Genomic DNA, 18,097 nt, shown 5'->3' with positions numbered 1-18,097 from the left:
AATACCTCCTGACTTTTAATGCTTTCTGTTACTACTGTCCTTCTTTTTTCTGCCCTTGGCTGCCGCCAGAAATACACCTGCGCCTCCTGCACCCAAAAGCAAAAACAGCACACTTCTGCTTTCGTCTTCGGTTTTTACAGTTTTCGTTTTTTCCGGTTTTGGTTTCTCTGTCTTTGGCTGTTCCTTTGCCACTGCAGGCTTATTCTCCAGCTTCAGAACTTTTCTTTTTTCTTTGTTAATAAGTCCCTGTTCATCTACTTCTGCCCGATATACGGTTTTATCCAGTATATAGCCTTCTCTTGTTTTTACCTCTGTCAGAAAATAAGCTTTCCCATGCTTTAATTTTGACAAACAAATCTTTCCTTCCTTGTCTGTTGTCCTTCGGATTCCTTTTTCCAGTACCTCTTCCCTGCTCATTTCTTTTTGGGTTCTATCTGCCTCCGCAAAGGCAAATTCCACCTGTTCCATGGGCGCTTTTTTCACAGAATCCGTCTTTTCCAGCATCAGCTTTGTCTTTTCATTATAAATTGTAAGCGCACAGTCTTTCCCTGTATTTTCTTTGGTTATTTGTATAACAGCATCGTATTTTTCCTGTTCTACTGCATAATATTCCCCGGATATCTTTTCATAAACCTGATATTTTCCTGGAAATAAATCTCTTGCACAGGCAATTCCTGATTCATCTGTAGAAAATTCCTGCACGAAATCCCCCTTTTTCCATACGGTTTTTCCCTCCGGTGTACAAATATCCTCTGCCGCTGTCAGGACAAACACAAATCCTGCGCCTAATGTTTCCTTATTTTCTTTGTCTTTTTTGGTAATCTGCAGATTTCCCTTTAAATATTCATCTTTCATTTCTTCTTTCTGAATCTCAGGAGTATCTTTTATTTCCAGCCGCATCTCTGCTGCCGTTTTATATCCCTTCGGCGCTTTTTCTTCCCTTAATATATAGTTGCCCGGCTTTAAATATTTTATGACATGAGGCTTTTCTTTTGTTGTCCAGGATTCTTTTTTCGTACCGTCTTCTTCTGTAAGAACCAATTCTGCACCCTGCAGTTCTGTGTTTTCCTTCTGTCCTTTTTTGGATATCTCTAAAGTAATAGGATAATTTTCCAATTCCACTCTGAAAGTATCCTGTCCTTCTATATATCCTTTTTCGTCCACTGCAAACTTGTACAATTCTTTACTTCTTGCATATCCCTCCGGCGCCTTTGTTTCTGCCAGATAATAAACGGTATTGTGCTTTAAATTCACAGCATCACACAATCCCTTCTCATCTGTAATTAAAACCTGTTCCCCTTCCTGTGGCAACTCTTGGCTTCCTGTAATCTGTTCCTTTGTCAACTGTTCTTCTCTGTACAAGGTAAACTCTGTGCCTTTTAAAAATTTTTCCTTTTCTCCTGCCTCTGTCTTGACTATTTCTACTCTGGTCTTTTTATTGTCTGCCTCAAGTTCTGTCAGAAAAATCTCTTCCTTGCTCTCTGCCTCTACTTTTGCCTCATATATCTTCCGACTTTCTGCATAATACTCCCCAGCCTGTTCTTCCTTCACCAGATATTTCCCCGGATATAAAAGTCCCGTTTCTGCTGTTCCGTCCTCTCCTGTGGTAATCCGCGCGGCTTCTTCCCCTTTTTTCATGCGCAATGTTTTATCTCCTGTATAAATATCCTCCCCGGCTATCACAGAAAATACAAAACCTGCCCCCAGAACTTCTCCTGTATCCCCGTCCCTTTTTACAAGGCGGATTTTTCCCTGCTGAGGCTTATCTGCAAACAGTATCTCCAGATTTTTCCCCTGATCCATACCGTTTTTTATAGTAAATTCCACAGGAACCGGATTCAACGCATAACCCTTTGGCGGCTCTACCTCGACTACCCGGTACTGTCCTGCTTTCAGCTTCTGAGGCAAATGGAAACTGCCGCTTTCATCTGTTTCAAAAATTGTCTGTCTGGTTTCCTGCGGATACATGGAAACCAAAAATTCCTGGTCTTCCCAGCCCTTTTCTGTTTTTTTCTGAATTTTAAATCTGGCTCCTTGCTTTGCAATGACCTTTCCTGTATCTGCCGCTGTTTTTACAACTTTTACCGGACACAGAATCGCATCATTTTCCAGAATATAATACAAGGTTTGATGCTTTTCCTTAATCGTAATCTCAAAAGGCGCCACCGGCGTGTAGCCTTCCGGAACATTGGACTCTTTTACCTCATACGTCCCATAAAGCAGTCTTCCCTCCGTATATTTTTTATCCTTTGTAGAAGCATATCCGTTTTTATCTGTTGTAATTGTCACCTGATTCTTTTCATTCCCCTTTTCCGTAAATGTAAAGGAAATTCCCTCTCCCGGTTTTTTAAAACTACTGTCCTCCTGTTCTTCTTTTAAAAACTTTGTAATAGACACATCACCCCGAATGGGCTTTTCCTTACTGTTAATGAGGATTTTCAGCTGTGTACTGCCCTCCTCTGCCTCAGGGATTACTACCTTATATTCTTTTTCATCTGTCAGATACCCCTCCGGGGCAGACAATTCTTTTACCAGATAAGCGCCGCAGAAAAGATTTTCCGCTTTTCCGTATCCTTTGCTGTCTGTTACAATTTCTGTAACCTTTTCGCCTTTTTTCATATTTCCGATATCTTCCTGTGCATAAACACCGTAAACAGCACCTTTAAAAACCGCACCAGTCACCTGTGGTTTCTTTTCCCCTGTTTCTGCGTCCTGCTTCTGCAGCTCAACCAGACCCCTTACCGGTTTTTCTCTGCTGGTGATCAGTTCTTCTTTTTTCTCTCCGTCTAGAGGAAAACTCACTTCATATCTGGTATCATCTAAAAAATATTTCTCAGATGCCTTTGTTTCCTTAATATAATATTTTCCTGGAAGAAGATTTTCCAGAGTTCCCTTTCCCTGCTCATCTGTTACAATTATTCCCACAGCGCTGTCCTTTTTCATGCTGCCAATGTTTTCGGCTGCATAAACCGTATATTCTGCGCCTTTTAACACCCCGTTCCCCTGAGGCAGGGGCTTTCCTGTTTCATCATCAATTTTCTGCAGCTTTATCCGCACCTTTATGGGCTGCTCTTTAGAAAGAATTTTCACAGAGGTGCTTCCGTCTTTCCCCGGCACAGTTACAGTATAGGTTTCTGTATCCAATTCATAACCTGCCGGCGCTTTTGTTTCTTTTATGGTGTATGTTCCCGCCTTTACCTTCTCTAATCTTCCGTATCCCTTTTCATCTGTTTCTATGGTTCCCGCTTCCTGTCCGTCGCAGAAGACACTGTAAACAGCGCCTTTTAAACTTCCATTCCCCTGAGGCGCCGCCTCCTGGGTTTCTGCATCGGTTTTCTGTATTTCTAAATCTCCCAGGGTTGTCCACTGTACCTGGAATTCTACAGGCTCTGTATTTTCAGCACTAAAGCAGCCATATCCTGATGTCTGAGCATCTCCTTTGGACGGCAACACCACGGCTTCCCATCTTCCGTCTTTTTCCCCCTGTAATTTTCCGGATTTCCAGATTTCTCCTGCCTTTACACTGATATCAAGAGGTGCGGAAAAATAAAAGCTCTCTCCTGCCCTTACACTGACAATTCCTGCCTTTTCCTCTCCTGTTGTTTCGTTATGCAATATCACACCTTCCGGACAGGTAAAGGAAATTCTGTTTTCCTGATTTTCAGAAAGATATTGTATACTTTCCGTTCTCTGATAATCTGCTCCTTTTTCGTAATACGCGGTCAGAACATCTTTTGAAAACCGGGAGGAAACCGTTGGAATTTCTCTCCCCTGCAGCCATTCAATAAATTCCCATACACCGGAATTTTGCACATCTCCTTCGTCCATATTGTGAAAAGCATTTTCCTTATCAAAAAAATAAGAAACAGCCAAATGCGTCCGTACATACTTTGCGTCCTCTAAAGGACATTCTCCCAGATTTTCATAGGCAGAATTATCAATGTACTCCCCCTGTCCCGGACCTCCATAACCATAGTAAAGCGCTGCCCGCAGACCATCGTTATCCGGCTGCAATTCAGGCTCATACTCTCCCGGCGGCACAAAATTTTTATCAGGTTCCAGACAATAGGCAGTATAATCCCCCTGGTTCGTATGCGCTGTGTAAAAATAAGTTCCGTGAGCGCCCCAAAAACGAGGATATTCCACCCACCTTCCTCTCTCCATGGTTACCTTTCCAAGTTCTGCTGCCTGTATAAGACCACACATACATAAAAATACGGCAAATACTGCTCCCCATAGGCGCACTTTTTGTTTTCGGTTTTTACTCATAATGTCCCCTTTCCGGGAAATCCAGAAGGGACAAATACATCAATTCAGACACTACAAAACCACTGTCCCTGTCCGTTTCCCCATATTCAATTTTGTTGTTTTGGATTGTCTGACCGACCGGTCATGATGATTTAGATTTCTTTTGAAATGTGACTTTATCATAGCACCCGGGTTGTAAAAATACAACCCGGAATACTATACAAAATCTTCTCGATTCTCTCGGAGAAAATTTTGGTTACTTTTTTTATTTTTTAATAAGCAGAGATTTACCTGTCATTTCTTCAGGCTGCTCCATTCCCATTAATTCAATGAGTGTCGGCGCAATATCTGCCAGGCAGCCTCCCTCTCTTAAACCATAAGAAGGATCTGCATTTACCAGGATAAACGGAACCGGATTTGTGGTATGTGCAGTAAACGGTGCGCCTGTTTCATAATCTACTAACTGCTCTGCATTTCCGTGGTCTGCACAGATAAACATCTGTCCGTCTACTTCTTTTAAAGCTTCTACTGCTTTTCCCACACATTCGTCAACAGCTTCAATTGCCTTGATAGCGGCTGCTTCCACACCTGTATGTCCGACCATATCCGGGTTTGCAAAGTTAATGATAATCACATCGTATTTATCAGATTTGATTGCCTCTACCAGCTTGTCGCATACTTCGTAAGCACTCATTTCCGGTTTTAAATCATAGGTTGCAACCTTTGGTGATTTAACCAAAATTCTGTCTTCTCCTTCGTTTGGCTCTTCCACACCACCGTTAAAGAAAAATGTAACGTGTGCATATTTTTCTGTTTCTGCAATACGAGCCTGTTTCAGGCCGTTTGCTGCTAAAAATTCCCCAAAAGTATTTGTAATGGATACTTTATGGAAAGCAACCTCTTTGTTTGGAATGGTTGGGTCGTATTCTGTAAAGCATACATAGGTCAAATCCAGTCTTTTTTCTCTTGCAAAGCCTGTAAATTCATCATCACAGAAAGCTCTTGTAATCTCTCTTGCACGGTCCGGACGGAAGTTAAAGAAGATAACTGAGTCCTTATCTTTGATGGCTCCCACCGGAGCGCCGTCTTTTACAATCACTGTAGGAAGAACAAACTCATCAGTCTTTTCTTCATCATAGGAAGCCTGAATGGCATCTACAGCAGATTCTGCCTGTACGCCTTCACCCTTTGTCATAGCATTGAAAGCCAGCTCTACACGATCCCAACGGTTATCACGATCCATAGCATAGTAGCGACCCATAACAGATGCAACCTGTCCTACTCCTAATTCTTCCATTTTTGCAGTAAGCTGCTCTACATAGCCCTTTCCGCCAGTAGGAGGAGTATCTCTTCCGTCTAAGAAGCAGTGAACAAACACCTTGGAAAGCCCTTCTCTTTTTGCCAGCTCCAGAAGACCGAATACATGAGTCAGATGACTGTGTACACCGCCGTCTGACATTAAGCCAAACAGGTGCAGTGCGCTGTCCTGTTCTTTTGCGTTTCTTACTGCCTTTAACAACGCCTCGTTTTTAAAGAAATCTCCGTCTTCAATTTCTTTTGTGATTCTTGTCAGTTCCTGATATACAATACGACCTGCACCCATATTCAGATGTCCCACTTCTGAGTTTCCCATCTGTCCTTCCGGAAGTCCTACTGCCATACCGCTGGCATTACCTTTTACAAATGGGCACTGTGCTTTTAACTGATCCATAACCGGTGTTTTGCCTTCGCATACAGCGTTTGCTTCACACTTGTCATTTAATCCATATCCGTCCAGAATCATTAATACGGTTGGTTTTTTACTCATGGTATTTTCTCCTTTATATAAAAATTTAATGAATTAACTCTTTACTCGTTTATATTTTAACAGAAATCCCAGATTTTTCAATCCCAAGATTTCCATTTTTACAAAAGGATAAAACTCTATGTAAAACAAAAAATCTGCTGCATGAAACACATATTACTTCAGATGCAGCAGATTCCTTTTCTTACAACACTTTTGATAAAAATTCCTTTAAACGCGGGTTTTTCGGATTACTGAAAAACTCCTGGGGTTCCGCGTCTTCCTGTATATTTCCGCCGTCCACAAACAGAACTCTATTGGCCACCTCTCTTGCAAATCCCATTTCATGGGTAACAACCACCATAGTCATGCCTGTATGTGCCAGTTCCTTCATAATCTCCAGAACTTCTCCTACCATCTCCGGGTCAAGAGCTGAGGTGGGCTCGTCAAACAGCATCACGTCCGGATTCATTGCCAGAGCCCTTGCAATAGCAATACGCTGCTTCTGTCCACCGGAAAGACGACCCGGATATGCATTTGCTTTATCCGGCAGTCCCACTCTCTCCAAAAGCTCGTCAGCCTTTTGGGACGCCTCTTCCCGGCTCATCAGCTTTAAGGTCACCGGCGCCAGCATAATGTTTTCCTTTACAGTCTTGTGTGGAAACAGGTTAAACTGCTGAAATACCATACCAATTTTCTGTCGGTGACGGTTAATGTCTATCTTGGGATCTGTAATATCTACATTTTCAAACAAAATTTTTCCGTCTGTGGGTTCTTCCATCAAATTCAGAGAACGCAGAAATGTAGATTTACCGGAACCAGAAGGACCGATAACAGCAACAACTTCTCCTTTGTGAATTTCTGTGGAAATCCCGTCCAAAACCACATGTCCGTCAAAGGATTTCTGAAGATTCTGTACCTGAATCAAAACCTCTCCTTTAGTGTTCACTCTTACGCAGCCTCCTTTCCAGCTTACCCATAAAGTGGGTCAGCAGCATAACCAGCACCAGATAGAAAACTGCCGCTGAAATCAGAGGCACAAAGGCACTGTAGGTACGGCTCTGTACCAGCGTTGCTGCTTTTGTAATATCTGTTGTACCGATATAACCGATAATCGCTGTTTCTTTTAATAATACAATCAATTCATTAATTAAAGCAGGCAGCACATTTTTAAATGCCTGGGGCATAATAATCAGCCACAGTGTCTGTACTGCGGAAAGTCCCAGACTTCTTCCGGCCTCTGTCTGCCCCTTATCAATGGACATAATACCGGAACGGACAATTTCTGCCACATATGCGCCGGAATTAATACCAAAGGCAATCCCGCCGATAATAATATTATTCAGGTTCACACTGGCAAAAACCACGGAGTAAAAAATCAAAATCTGAATCATGGACGGTGTACCGCGAATCACTGTCAGGTAAACCTTTGCAATCAGGTTTAATACTTTCAGTTTTCCGGTCTGTTCATGGGTTGTACGGATAATTGCAACAAGAAATCCCAACACCACACCAATGCAGAGAGCCAGAAGCGTAACCAGTACCGTTGTCTTCAAGCCCTCCAGCCACCAGGAGGTTGCGCCGTTATCCACGAAATACCGTTCAAACCATGCCTGTAAATTTTCCAACATTTTTTCTCTCCTTATTATTTCTTAACAATCACGACCTGAGTTGCTTCTGCGTATGTATCTGTAAAATCTACACTCTTTTCACGCTCTGCGTTTACTGTCATGCCTGCTGCTCCGAAATCTGCCTTTCCGGTATCTACCGTAGCCAGAATCATCTCAAAAGCCATATCCTCGATTTTCAATTCATATCCCATTTTGTCGCAAACTGCCTTTGCAATATCGGCATCAATTCCAACCACTTCGTCGCCTTCCTTATATTCCCATGGTTCAAACTCCGCATTGGTTGCCATAGTCAGAGTTCCTTTAGAGTGGTCTGCATCTTCCGGAGATTCGTAGGGGTGCTTGCCAATTTCATCTCCAATGTAATTGCTCTGAATCTGGTCTAAGGTTCCGTCCTCTTTTAACTCTTTAAGCGCCTGATTCATTTCTTCCTTTAATTCTGTATTTCCTTTTTTCAGACAAATCGCATACTCTTCCTTATCAAAAATACCGTCCACGATTTTCAAGTCATCGTTTGCTTCTACAAACTTTTCAGCAGGAAGGGAATCAATGACAACGCAGTCAATCTTACCGTTTTTTAATGCCTGAATGGCATCAGCACCTTTGTTAAAACGGTTTACCTGCTTATCCTCTTTTACCGCTTCACTTGCCTGACTGTCCCCTGTAGTTCCAATCTGCACACCGATTTTTAAATCTGCTAAATCCTCTTTGGAAGAAATTTCTACCGGTTCTGCTGCTTTTTTCTCTCCACAGCCTGCTGCTGCCAAAACAGATGCCATAAGTGCCATTACTAAAATTTTCTTTTTCATAATCCGCTCTCCTTTATTCATACATTATTCATTTATTCTGTATATAATGTATATTTATTCAACTGTTATGCATTATATCAGCTTTTCTTTCATTTTGCAAGGAAAAAATACAACAAAAACTGCTGTACATTTCCAATCTGTAATATGAAATATATACATATCAGTTGTACAGCAGTTCTTTAAAATTAGTACACCACCACAGGCGTATTGACTTCTATATTTTCGTAAATCACACGCACCTGGTCAAGGGGTGTATTAATACAGCCGTGAGAACCATTGTATAGATAAATATCCCCGCCAAATGCAGTTCTTTTGGTCAGGTCGTGAATCCCGACACCGCCGTTAAATGGCAGCCAGTAATTGACCGGTTCTTCATAATCAATGCTTCCGTCTGGCTTTTTACCCACTAGGGTAAAGGGACTTGCCTTATCCTTTAATCTCCACACGCCTCCTGCCGGAGTTCCGTTCCCCTTGTTGGGATTTCCTGTAACTACAGGGGTATCCACCAGACAGGCATGGTCTTTATAAAACCACATACGCTGTTCACTGATAGAAATTTCCACATAAGTTCCGTCAATATCATTTCCACCATGGCTCTGTCCCTTATACAGCCAGGTCGCTTCCAGTTCCTGGCTCTTTCCTTCATTTAAAATTGGCATAAGGGCTTCTGTGGTTTTATCCTGCCAAACTCTCCAGCCATAATCCCCTCCGGTCAGATGCACAGTCGCACCTCCTGAAGTCTGAAAATCTCTTGGCTTTCCATAGGTGTTGTACTTTTCAGACCACCCAATCACCGTGGCTTTTACCAGTCCTTCATCAAAGCTATAGTTCCCGTCCTCTCCTTTTTTCAGCCAGGATTTCATCATATCTCTGGTAATGGTTTCTTTTCCGCTTCCAAAATTCACGCTGATTTGCGCGCCAGTCAAAGCATTTAACCTGTCTGCTTCCTTCTTTAAAGCCTCGTCTGTCTGCACTACCGTAGGCTTCAGATAGCAGTCTGCCTCCTCCAGGGAAAGCGTTTCCTTTCTGGTATCCACAGCCTCTTTAATAGCTGCCTTTGTTTTCTCCTTATCTAAAGCCGTTCCCAATACTTCCGGGACAATTACATAAGAAGTTCCGTTATCCTGAATCTGGGCGTTCTGAGGCTGTGTCGTATTGGCGTCCTGCATACAGGCAAGCTGTCCTACCACCTGCTCCAGACTTGCCTCGTCATAAGAACTGTTCATACTGACCTCATATTCCTTATCCTGAAATATCTGCACCGGCCAAAGCCAGGAGTTTTGCCTTTCTTTCGTCTTCTCCAGACTTTTATCATCTTGATACGTCAGACCAATGGCATCTCCGCTAATGGTTTCCTGTTTGTTTTCCTTTCCCTGCAAGGTAAGGGTATAGGTTTCTGAAGTTTTTTTAATGTCTTCTTTCATCTCTGCAACTGTTTTTCCACTACAGGATATCCCGTTAATTTTTGTACCGGGATAAAATTTATTTTGATAGTAGATGGCTCCCGCCACATAGCCCACTGCCAGGATACCGGCAACTGCTGCCGCTGCTCCTATGGCAATCCTCTTGCCAGACCCCTTTTTCTTCTTTCTCTTTCCTCCGAGTTTCCTCTCTTTTTTTAATCTCTCATCTGCTTTTTTCAGGTTTTTCAGTTTTTCTTTCTTACTGTCTTTTTTTTCTGACATGAATTTAAGCTTCCTTTTCCCTACGTTTCAAATCTTCAAGTTACACACATGCTATTTTACCCCAAAAAAAGGCAAAAAGAAAGCCTTTTCCAGCTTTTTCTTGAAATCTCGCTAAAATTTTTATATGATAGGAGCAAATTCCACACATTTTTCTATGGAAAGGAGTATCTGCATTTATGACAAATCATTCTGAATACGCGCTTCCTGATACTGCGTCCTGTCAGCTTTGTCCCAGAAACTGCAAAGTAAACCGCAACCTCACTGCAGGCTATTGCGGCTGTTTCTCCACAATCCGGGCTGCCAGGGCTGCACTGCACTTTTGGGAAGAACCTTGCATCAGCGGCACCAGAGGAAGCGGCGCCATCTTTTTCTCCGGTTGTACTTTAAAATGCTGCTTTTGCCAGAATCATACCATCAGCAGAGGTGGCGTTGGAAAAGAACTCTCTTCTCAGCAGCTCGGTGAAATTTTCCTTTCTCTTCAGGAGCGGGGCGCACACAATCTGAATCTGGTAACTGCCACCCAGTTTCTCCCTCAGATTCTTCCTGCCCTGGACGCTGTAAAAAATCGTCTGACTATACCTGTGGTATACAATAGCAGCGGATACGAAAAACCGGAAACCATTGCTTTATTAAAAGACTATGTAGATATCTGGCTGCCGGATTTAAAATATTACGACTCAGACCTCTCTCTTCGCTATTCCAAAGCCAGAGATTACTTTACCTTTGCCAGCCGGGCGATTCAGACCATGGTACAGCAATGCCCTGCTCCTGTCTTTGACAAAGAAGGCATGCTGCAAAGGGGAGTGCTGATACGTCATATGGTGCTTCCAGGCTGCAAGGAAGATTCTTTTAAGCTTTTAACCTGGCTAAAAGAATCCCTTCCCAAAAACAGCTTTCTTCTCAGCCTGCTAAGCCAGTATACGCCCTCCTATAAAAGCAGCGATTATCCTGAAATCAACCGCCGCGTTACTACCTATGAATACCGGAAAGTGGTGGACAAAGCCATTGCTCTTGGACTTACCAACGGGTTTATGCAGGAACGAACCAGCGCAAAATCCAGCTATACGCCCTCCTTTCATCTGGAGGGATTATAAAGAACTGTATCGGACTTATCGGCTTAACAAACCATCTAATATTCAAACCATTGACAATTAACTTATTTTCCAGGGGGAACAAATTCATGTTAGAACTTTCAATAGGAGAACTTTTATATCAATTAAGAACTACAAAACATTATACCAAAAAAAGAGTGGCAAACGGACTGTGTAGTATTACGGCACTCTCAAGATATGAAGACGGTTTAAGAATTCCTGATAAGTTTTTATTAACATACTTATTACAAAGACTTGGGTGTGATTCAAACCAATATGAAATGATTATCAACAATGATGAATATACACTATCTCAGCTACAGGCAACTATTACATCTTCTATTGAAAACAAAAAATACGATGACGCTCTGAATGCTATATCTGACTATAAAAAATTAAAATCTTCTAAATCCCCTAAAATACATGAACAATTCTGTCTATATAGCCACGGTTTAATTATGAAAAATATGGGGAATCATGAACAGGCAATAGCCTTTTTTTGCAATCATTAGAAAAAACAAAAATATATATTGACGATAAAGGATTCCACCATAATTTGCTGTCATTAACTGAATTGCAAATAATATATTACCTGGCAGTTTCCTATGAAGAAAAAGCTGAACTGAAAAATGCACATGTTCTTTATACAAAACTGGACTCTTCCATAAGGAACGAATCTTCAAATTGTTTAGGCATTCGATATATCTATTTAAATGTATTATATAAACTAGCTTTAATAAACTATACACAAAATAATTTTGGTATAGCATATTCTTATATTCAACAATCCTTTGACGGGCTTATAGCAAATTATTTCTTTTATCCTTTGCAAGAAGTAATTACTTTAAAAAAGCAGCTGGAAGAAAAACTATTTTCTATTACTCCTGAACAACAATCAGAATATGAAAATCAAATTTCTATTTTAGATTTTTTGAAGAAAAAATATGCTCATTGTCTTTATATTAATGCAGTAAGTATGTCTGATTATAATAAAGCCTCATTAATCACTTATTATCGTATTAAAAAAAATATGACTCAAGAAGAATTATCTGAAAATATATGTGATTCTTATACCTTAACTCGATATGAAAATGGCTCTCTAAATCCTTCTGAAGAAAACTATAGTAAAATCATGAAAAAGCTGGGAATACCAGAAGATACTATTATCTTTCATTATCAAACAGAAGATATTGGAACCTTAGCACTACACGATAAGTTACTCTATTATTTCGAAAATCGACTATACGATAAAGCTCAAGCCGAAATAAACAATATAATCAGCAAAAATCTTTTACCCTTGACATATGCTGAAAACTGCCAATTTATAAATCGAGTTCAATACACAATAGATTATGAAAATGGTTGTCTTAGTTTATCGGAATATATTTTAAAACTGGAAACTTTATTAAAATTATCATTCAAAGAATACTCTCCAGAAAGTTTTCATTCAAAACCTTTTTTTACAGAAAATGAATTACTTATTTTAAATAATCTCGCTATTGCTTATGAAGAAACAGGTGACTTCGAAACTTCAAATAGATTGTTTTACAATATGTATGAATACTTTGAAAACGATATCCATAATTACACAAAATCCTATCATTTATTTTTACTAAATTATTCTAATCTATTGGGAAAATCGGGAAAATATGAAGAAAGTATTAACATAAGCCGCCAAGGTATCTCTTGGCTTATGAATCATAACAAGGGAAATTATCTTTACTACTTTGTATATAATATAGGTTGGAATTATATTGAAAAACACAAAATCACTCACTGCACAGAAGAAAAAAATCATGGTATCAAGTATATCCAAATTGCTTACAATTTATGTTGCCTCTATCCCGAGAGCAAAGAAAACTTAGAAATTATCAGCAATTATTATGACAAAATAAACTCCTAAAAGGATTACCCCAGCAGCCTTTTGAACATCTCTCTATTCATTGACATCGTTCCAGGTATTACTGAAGAACAATGTCAATGAATGAACCTTTAAAATTTCAGTAAGCGCTTACTATCTAGCTTTGCTCCTTTTGAACTCAAAAATATTTATTTTTCATTTTTTTAATTGTTGGTAGATGAAAAGCAATCATACTCCCTACTGCCCCCAAGATACCTGTACATAAAAACATTACTGCCATTCCACTTCCCTGTTCATTCCCTACCAAACTTCCTAATACAGAAGCAATCATGCCTTTTTGAAGCATAAATGGTTCAAAAATATAATCTGCTAACAAACCGCCAAGTAAAATCCCAATCGGAATACTACTAAATTGAATGGCATTTCTGACAGCAAAAATTCTTCCTTGAATATTCCGGGGAACCACCCTATATAGTATTATACGTTGACCTGCAAAAATAAATGGAATAGGGAAACTTGCGGCGATACCTGCTATACACCATATTATTGTATTATTTCCAATCCCCATTAATAAATCTCCGCAAAAAAAAGAAAAAATCATGGGAATATAAATCATAGAAACAGCATCTATCTTTTTTGTGAGTGCCGTAACAAATATTCCCCCTATGATACCAGCTCCTCCTATAGCTGCATTAACAATTCCCAGGCTTATTTCTGAACCTCCACTTCGCGCTAATATCATAGGGGACAAAATATTTTCGTATGTCAGTCTTGAGAAAAAATTTATAAATGACATCGTTATAATAATACACCAAATTTCTTTATGCTTTTGTAAAAAGGAAAGTCCTTCTTTAAACCCTCGAAATGCTCCGCTTTCTTCTGTAACTTCTATATCCTCTGTTACATGAACCATAAAAATCAAAGAAAAAATAGCAAAAGCAAATGTAAGTAAATCAAACACAACTACAATGCCAATGTTCCAAATACTAACTAAAGCTGTTGCCAACATAGGAGATACAATTGTGATTAGATTAGACGAAAAAGAATCTAAGCCACTGGCTTGTTTAAGTTTATCTTTTGGTATTAGAAGTCCTATCACTACAGATTCTGCCGGAGATTGAAATGCGTTCATAAATCCAATAATCATGTTGAGTATATATACATATTCAATCTTTAGCATATGACAACTAAACAATACAAAAATAATTACCGAACAACATGCTGCACATGTATCTGCAATAGCTAATATTCTCTTTTTATTTGCTCTGTCAATAAAAGTACCGGCAAATATACTAACTATAATATATGGAACATATGTAAACAAGGATAATAAAGAAACACTCAGGGCTGCTCCTGTTTGTTCATATGTCCATATAATAAGGGCAAAACTTGTCATTGCGCTTCCAAGTTGCGAAAAAGATTGTGTTGCCCAAAATATGATATAATTCTTAAATATTGTATTCATGATAACCGCCTCACTTACTGAATTTTTTTTACAACAATCATAATAGATACTATTCCAGTATCTCTACTCATGTAAATATATATCATTTCTTTTCTTTTTTTAATGGAGAAATCAGTAAATATATGTTAACCGAATACGTTGTATGATTATGACATTTTTTGCAAACAAAAACGGCTGCCGCTTTACGATTTTTTCAATCGCCAAAACGGTAGCCGCTTTTTCCGCTACGACATATTTAAAAATTAGTAATTTACAATAGAACCGAAATCCGGTTTCAGGGCAGCGCCGCCAACCAGTCCGCCGTCAATATCCGGCTGAACAAATAAGTCCGGAGCTGTCTTTGCATTTACAGAACCGCCGTACTGAATACGGATTGCTTCTGCAGTTGCTTCATCGTAAACTTCTGCAATACATTCACGAATCGCTTTGCATACTTCCTGAGCCTGTTCAGTAGTAGCTGTTTTGCCGGTTCCGATAGCCCAGATTGGCTCGTAAGCAATAACTGCTTCTTTTGCCTGCTCTGCAGTAATTCCCTGGAAACCAACCTTTACCTGCTGACGGATAAAGTCCATTGTCACGCCCTGTTCTCTCTGTTCCAGAGTTTCGCCACAGCACATAATTGGAGTTAAGCCGTGTTCAAATGCCTTGTGCATTTTTTTGTTGATATCTTCGTTTGTTTCTCCGAAATATTCTCTTCTTTCAGAATGTCCTAAGATAACATATTTTACTCCGGCATCAACTAACATATTTGGAGAAATTTCGCCTGTGTAAGCGCCCTTTTCTTCAAAATACATGTTTTCTGCACCAACCTGAATGTTGCTGCCTTTTACAGCTTCTACAACAGGTACAATATCAATTGCAGGAACACAGAATACTACATCTACATTTTCATTTGCCACCAGTGGCTTTAATGTGTTTACTAATTCAACTGCTTCACTTGGAGTCATGTTCATCTTCCAGTTACCAGCAATAATTTTTCTTCTTGCCATGGATTTATCCTTCTTTCTACAATTTTCTTCGCCGTTGGCTCGCTTTCGCTAAGTTGCTTTACGGGTATCTTCTCTCAACTAAGCTCGCACACATGCTCGCTAAGGTTCGAGAAGGGCCTCGCACTAACCTCAAGCTTCGCCGTTGGCTCGCTTTCGCTAAGTTGCTTTCGGCCTACTTATCGTTTGCTGCTGCAACACCTGGGAGTTCTTTGCCTTCCAGGAATTCTAAGGAAGCGCCGCCGCCTGTGGAAATGTGAGTCATTTTGTCACCATATCCCAGAATATTAACTGCCGCTGCAGAATCACCACCGCCAATAATGGTAGTAGCATCTGTATCAGCCAGTGCTTTTGCAACGGCTGCTGTACCATGTGCAAAGTTAGGCATTTCGAAGCAGCCCATTGGTCCGTTCCATACAACTGTTTTTGCATCTTTTACAGCTTCGCTGAAGATTTTCTCTGTTTCAGGTCCGATGTCCATACCTTCCCAGCCTTCCGGAATTTCACCGCTCTTTACAATCTGGATATTGCAGTCATTGGAGAATGCGTCACCGATTCTGTGGTCTACAGGAAGAAGAAGTTTTACGCCTTTTTCTGCTGCTTTCTTTTTCATTTCCAATGCATATTCCAGATAATCATCTTCGCATAAGGAAATACCGATATTTCCGCCTGCTGCTTTAGAGAAGGTATAAGCCATTCCACCGCCGATGATTAAAGTATCTACTTTGTCAAGGAGGTTATTGATAACGGAAATTTTGCTGGATACCTTTGCTCCGCCAAGGATAGCAACAAATGGTCTTTCCGGGTTGTTTACTGCATTTCCCAGGAAGTCGATTTCTTTCTGCATTAAGTATCCTACAACTGCTGTGTCTACGAACTGTGTAACACCTACGTTAGAGCAGTGTGCACGGTGTGCGGTACCGAATGCATCGTTTACGAATACATCACAAAGAGAAGCCAGTTCTTTGGAGAACGCTTCGCCGTTCTTTGTTTCTTCGGCTCTGTAACGTGTATTTTCCAGTAAAATAACTTCGCCGTCCTTCATAGCTTCTACTGCTGCTTTTGCATTTGGTCCTACAACTTCCGGATCTGCTGCAAATTTTACTTCCTGTCCTAATAATTCAGACAGACGTACCGCAACAGGTGCAAGAGATAATTCCGGTTTTGCTTCTCCCTTTGGCTTGCCAAGGTGAGAACAGAGAATTACTTTTCCGCCGTCAGCAATTAATTTTTTGATAGTAGGAAGCGCTGCAACCAGACGGTTTTCGTCTGTAATCTTACCTTCCTGTAATGGTACGTTAAAATCACAGCGAACCAGTACTTTTTTTCCGTTTACATTAATATCATCTACTGATTTTTTATTGAGCATTGTAAAATGCCTCCTTTACATTATTTTACGGCTCTGAAAAGACGAAAAGAGCCCGGTCCACAATAGACCGGACCCCTTTCTGAGCCTTTATAAATACCTTAAAATTATTTGTTTAATAATTTTCCGAAGTATTTGATTGTTCTAACCATCTGGCTTGTGTAAGAGTTTTCGTTGTCATACCATGATACAACCTGAACTTCTGTTGTGCCGTTGTCTAATGGAAGAACCATTGTCTGTGTAGCATCGAACAGAGAACCATATCTCATACCAACGATATCGCTGGATACGATTTCATCTGTGTTGTATCCGAAAGATTCTGTAGCTGCTGCTTTCATAGCATCGTTAATCTGTTCTTTTGTAACGTTTCCTTTTACAACTGCTGTTAAGATTGTTGTAGAACCTGTAGGTGTTGGTACACGCTGAGCAGCTCCGATTAATTTTCCGTTTAATTCAGGAATAACTAATCCGATAGCTTTTGCAGCACCTGTACTGTTTGGAACAATGTTTACTGCTGCTGCACGAGATCTTCTTAAATCACCTTTTCTCTGTGGTCCGTCCAGTGTCATCTGATCGCCTGTGTAAGCGTGGATTGTACACATAATACCGGACTGGATTTCAGCTAAGTCATTTAATGCTTTTGCCATAGGAGCTAAGCAGTTTGTTGTACAGGAAGCTGCAGAAATGATGTTGTCATTTTCTGTTAATGTTTCGTGGTTTACATTGTAAACGATTGTAGGAAGGTCGTTTCCAGCCGGAGCGGAAATAACAACTTTCTTAGCACCAGCATCGATATGAGCCTGTGCTTTTTCTTTTGATGTGTAGAATCCTGTACATTCCAGAACTACGTCTACACCGATTTCTCCCCAAGGAAGTTCTGCTGCATTAGCTTTTGCGTAAATTTTGATTTCTTTTCCGTCAACTGTGATGGAATCTTCACCTGCTGTTACTTTATCAGCTAATTCATATCTACCCTGAGTAGAATCATATTTCAGTAAGTGAGCTAACATAGCTGGAGATGTTAAATCGTTGATTGCTACGATTTCAAATCCTTCTGCTCCGAACATCTGTCTGAATGCAAGACGTCCAATACGTCCAAAACCATTAATTGCTACTTTTACTGCCATGATTTTCATTCCTCCTAAAAGTGATTGATTTATATGGGAGTTCTTCAA

At 40.2% G+C, this 18,097-nt stretch carries 13 protein-coding genes; 3 read left to right on the top strand and 10 right to left on the bottom strand.

From position 1 onward, the window contains the following. Positions 1-15: 15 nt before the first annotated feature. The 6 genes from DQQ01_RS06245 to DQQ01_RS06220 form a co-directional block, all read right to left on the bottom strand. A complete protein-coding gene (locus tag DQQ01_RS06245) occupies positions 16-4,269 on the bottom strand; it encodes a SpaA isopeptide-forming pilin-related protein (RefSeq protein ID WP_111919318.1) in 4,254 nt (1,417 codons plus the stop codon). A 244-nt stretch (positions 4,270-4,513) separates the two neighbouring features. Continuing rightward, positions 4,514-6,055, bottom strand: a complete 1,542-nt coding sequence (gene gpmI, locus DQQ01_RS06240; RefSeq protein WP_111919316.1) for a 2,3-bisphosphoglycerate-independent phosphoglycerate mutase — start codon at positions 6,053-6,055, stop codon at positions 4,514-4,516. Positions 6,056-6,236: 181 nt separating this feature from the next. Beyond that, positions 6,237-6,980 carry an amino acid ABC transporter ATP-binding protein gene (locus DQQ01_RS06235; protein ID WP_111919314.1) on the bottom strand — a complete coding sequence of 248 codons (744 nt, stop codon included), beginning with the start codon at positions 6,978-6,980 and terminating at the stop codon, positions 6,237-6,239. Then, positions 6,970-7,662, bottom strand: coding sequence for an amino acid ABC transporter permease (locus DQQ01_RS06230; protein ID WP_111919312.1), 693 nt, complete (start codon positions 7,660-7,662; stop codon positions 6,970-6,972). The genes DQQ01_RS06235 and DQQ01_RS06230 overlap by 11 nt, the downstream gene beginning before the upstream one ends. Positions 7,663-7,676: 14 nt before the next feature. Beyond that, the gene (locus DQQ01_RS06225; protein WP_111919310.1) at positions 7,677-8,468 is read right to left on the bottom strand and encodes a transporter substrate-binding domain-containing protein; all 792 of its coding nucleotides are present in this window, start codon (positions 8,466-8,468) and stop codon (positions 7,677-7,679) included. Between the two features lie 185 nt (positions 8,469-8,653). Beyond that, positions 8,654-10,153: a L,D-transpeptidase family protein gene (locus tag DQQ01_RS06220; RefSeq protein ID WP_111919308.1), complete on the bottom strand. Its 1,500-nt coding sequence runs from the start codon at positions 10,151-10,153 to the stop codon at positions 8,654-8,656. Between the two features lie 176 nt (positions 10,154-10,329). Here DQQ01_RS06220 and DQQ01_RS06215 point away from each other — a divergent pair, with 176 nt between their 5' ends. The 3 genes from DQQ01_RS06215 (at position 10,330) to DQQ01_RS06205 (ending at position 13,147) form a co-directional block, all read left to right on the top strand. Further along, the gene (locus tag DQQ01_RS06215; protein WP_111919306.1) at positions 10,330-11,247 is read left to right on the top strand and encodes a radical SAM protein; all 918 of its coding nucleotides are present in this window, start codon (positions 10,330-10,332) and stop codon (positions 11,245-11,247) included. 86 nt (positions 11,248-11,333) lie between these two features. After that, positions 11,334-11,756: a helix-turn-helix domain-containing protein gene (locus DQQ01_RS06210; protein ID WP_111919304.1), complete on the top strand. Its 423-nt coding sequence runs from the start codon at positions 11,334-11,336 to the stop codon at positions 11,754-11,756. Further along, positions 11,744-13,147 carry a helix-turn-helix domain-containing protein gene (locus tag DQQ01_RS06205; RefSeq protein WP_242980620.1) on the top strand — a complete coding sequence of 468 codons (1,404 nt, stop codon included), beginning with the start codon at positions 11,744-11,746 and terminating at the stop codon, positions 13,145-13,147. The genes DQQ01_RS06210 and DQQ01_RS06205 overlap by 13 nt, the downstream gene beginning before the upstream one ends. A 136-nt stretch (positions 13,148-13,283) precedes the next feature. On the opposite strand, the gene DQQ01_RS06200 is transcribed toward DQQ01_RS06205, so the two are convergent. The 4 genes from DQQ01_RS06200 to gap all read right to left on the bottom strand — a co-directional run bounded on the left by DQQ01_RS06200 (position 13,284) and on the right by gap (position 18,049). Beyond that, entirely contained in the window at positions 13,284-14,570 is a 1,287-nt protein-coding gene (locus tag DQQ01_RS06200) for an MFS transporter (RefSeq protein WP_111919302.1), read from the bottom strand. A 242-nt stretch (positions 14,571-14,812) separates the two neighbouring features. Next, a complete protein-coding gene (gene tpiA, locus DQQ01_RS06195) occupies positions 14,813-15,559 on the bottom strand; it encodes a triose-phosphate isomerase (RefSeq protein ID WP_111919300.1) in 747 nt (248 codons plus the stop codon). Positions 15,560-15,731: 172 nt separating this feature from the next. Further along, entirely contained in the window at positions 15,732-16,925 is a 1,194-nt protein-coding gene (locus tag DQQ01_RS06190; RefSeq protein ID WP_111919298.1) for a phosphoglycerate kinase, read from the bottom strand. A gap of 104 nt (positions 16,926-17,029) precedes the next feature. Then, positions 17,030-18,049: a type I glyceraldehyde-3-phosphate dehydrogenase gene (gap, locus tag DQQ01_RS06185; RefSeq protein ID WP_111919296.1), complete on the bottom strand. Its 1,020-nt coding sequence runs from the start codon at positions 18,047-18,049 to the stop codon at positions 17,030-17,032. Positions 18,050-18,097: the final 48 nt, after the last annotated feature.

This window comes from Blautia argi (assembly GCF_003287895.1).
GTDB lineage: Bacteria > Bacillota > Clostridia > Lachnospirales > Lachnospiraceae > Blautia > Blautia argi.
Note: the sequence above shows the minus strand (reverse complement) of the source record. Positions and strands in the feature narration are given on the sequence as shown.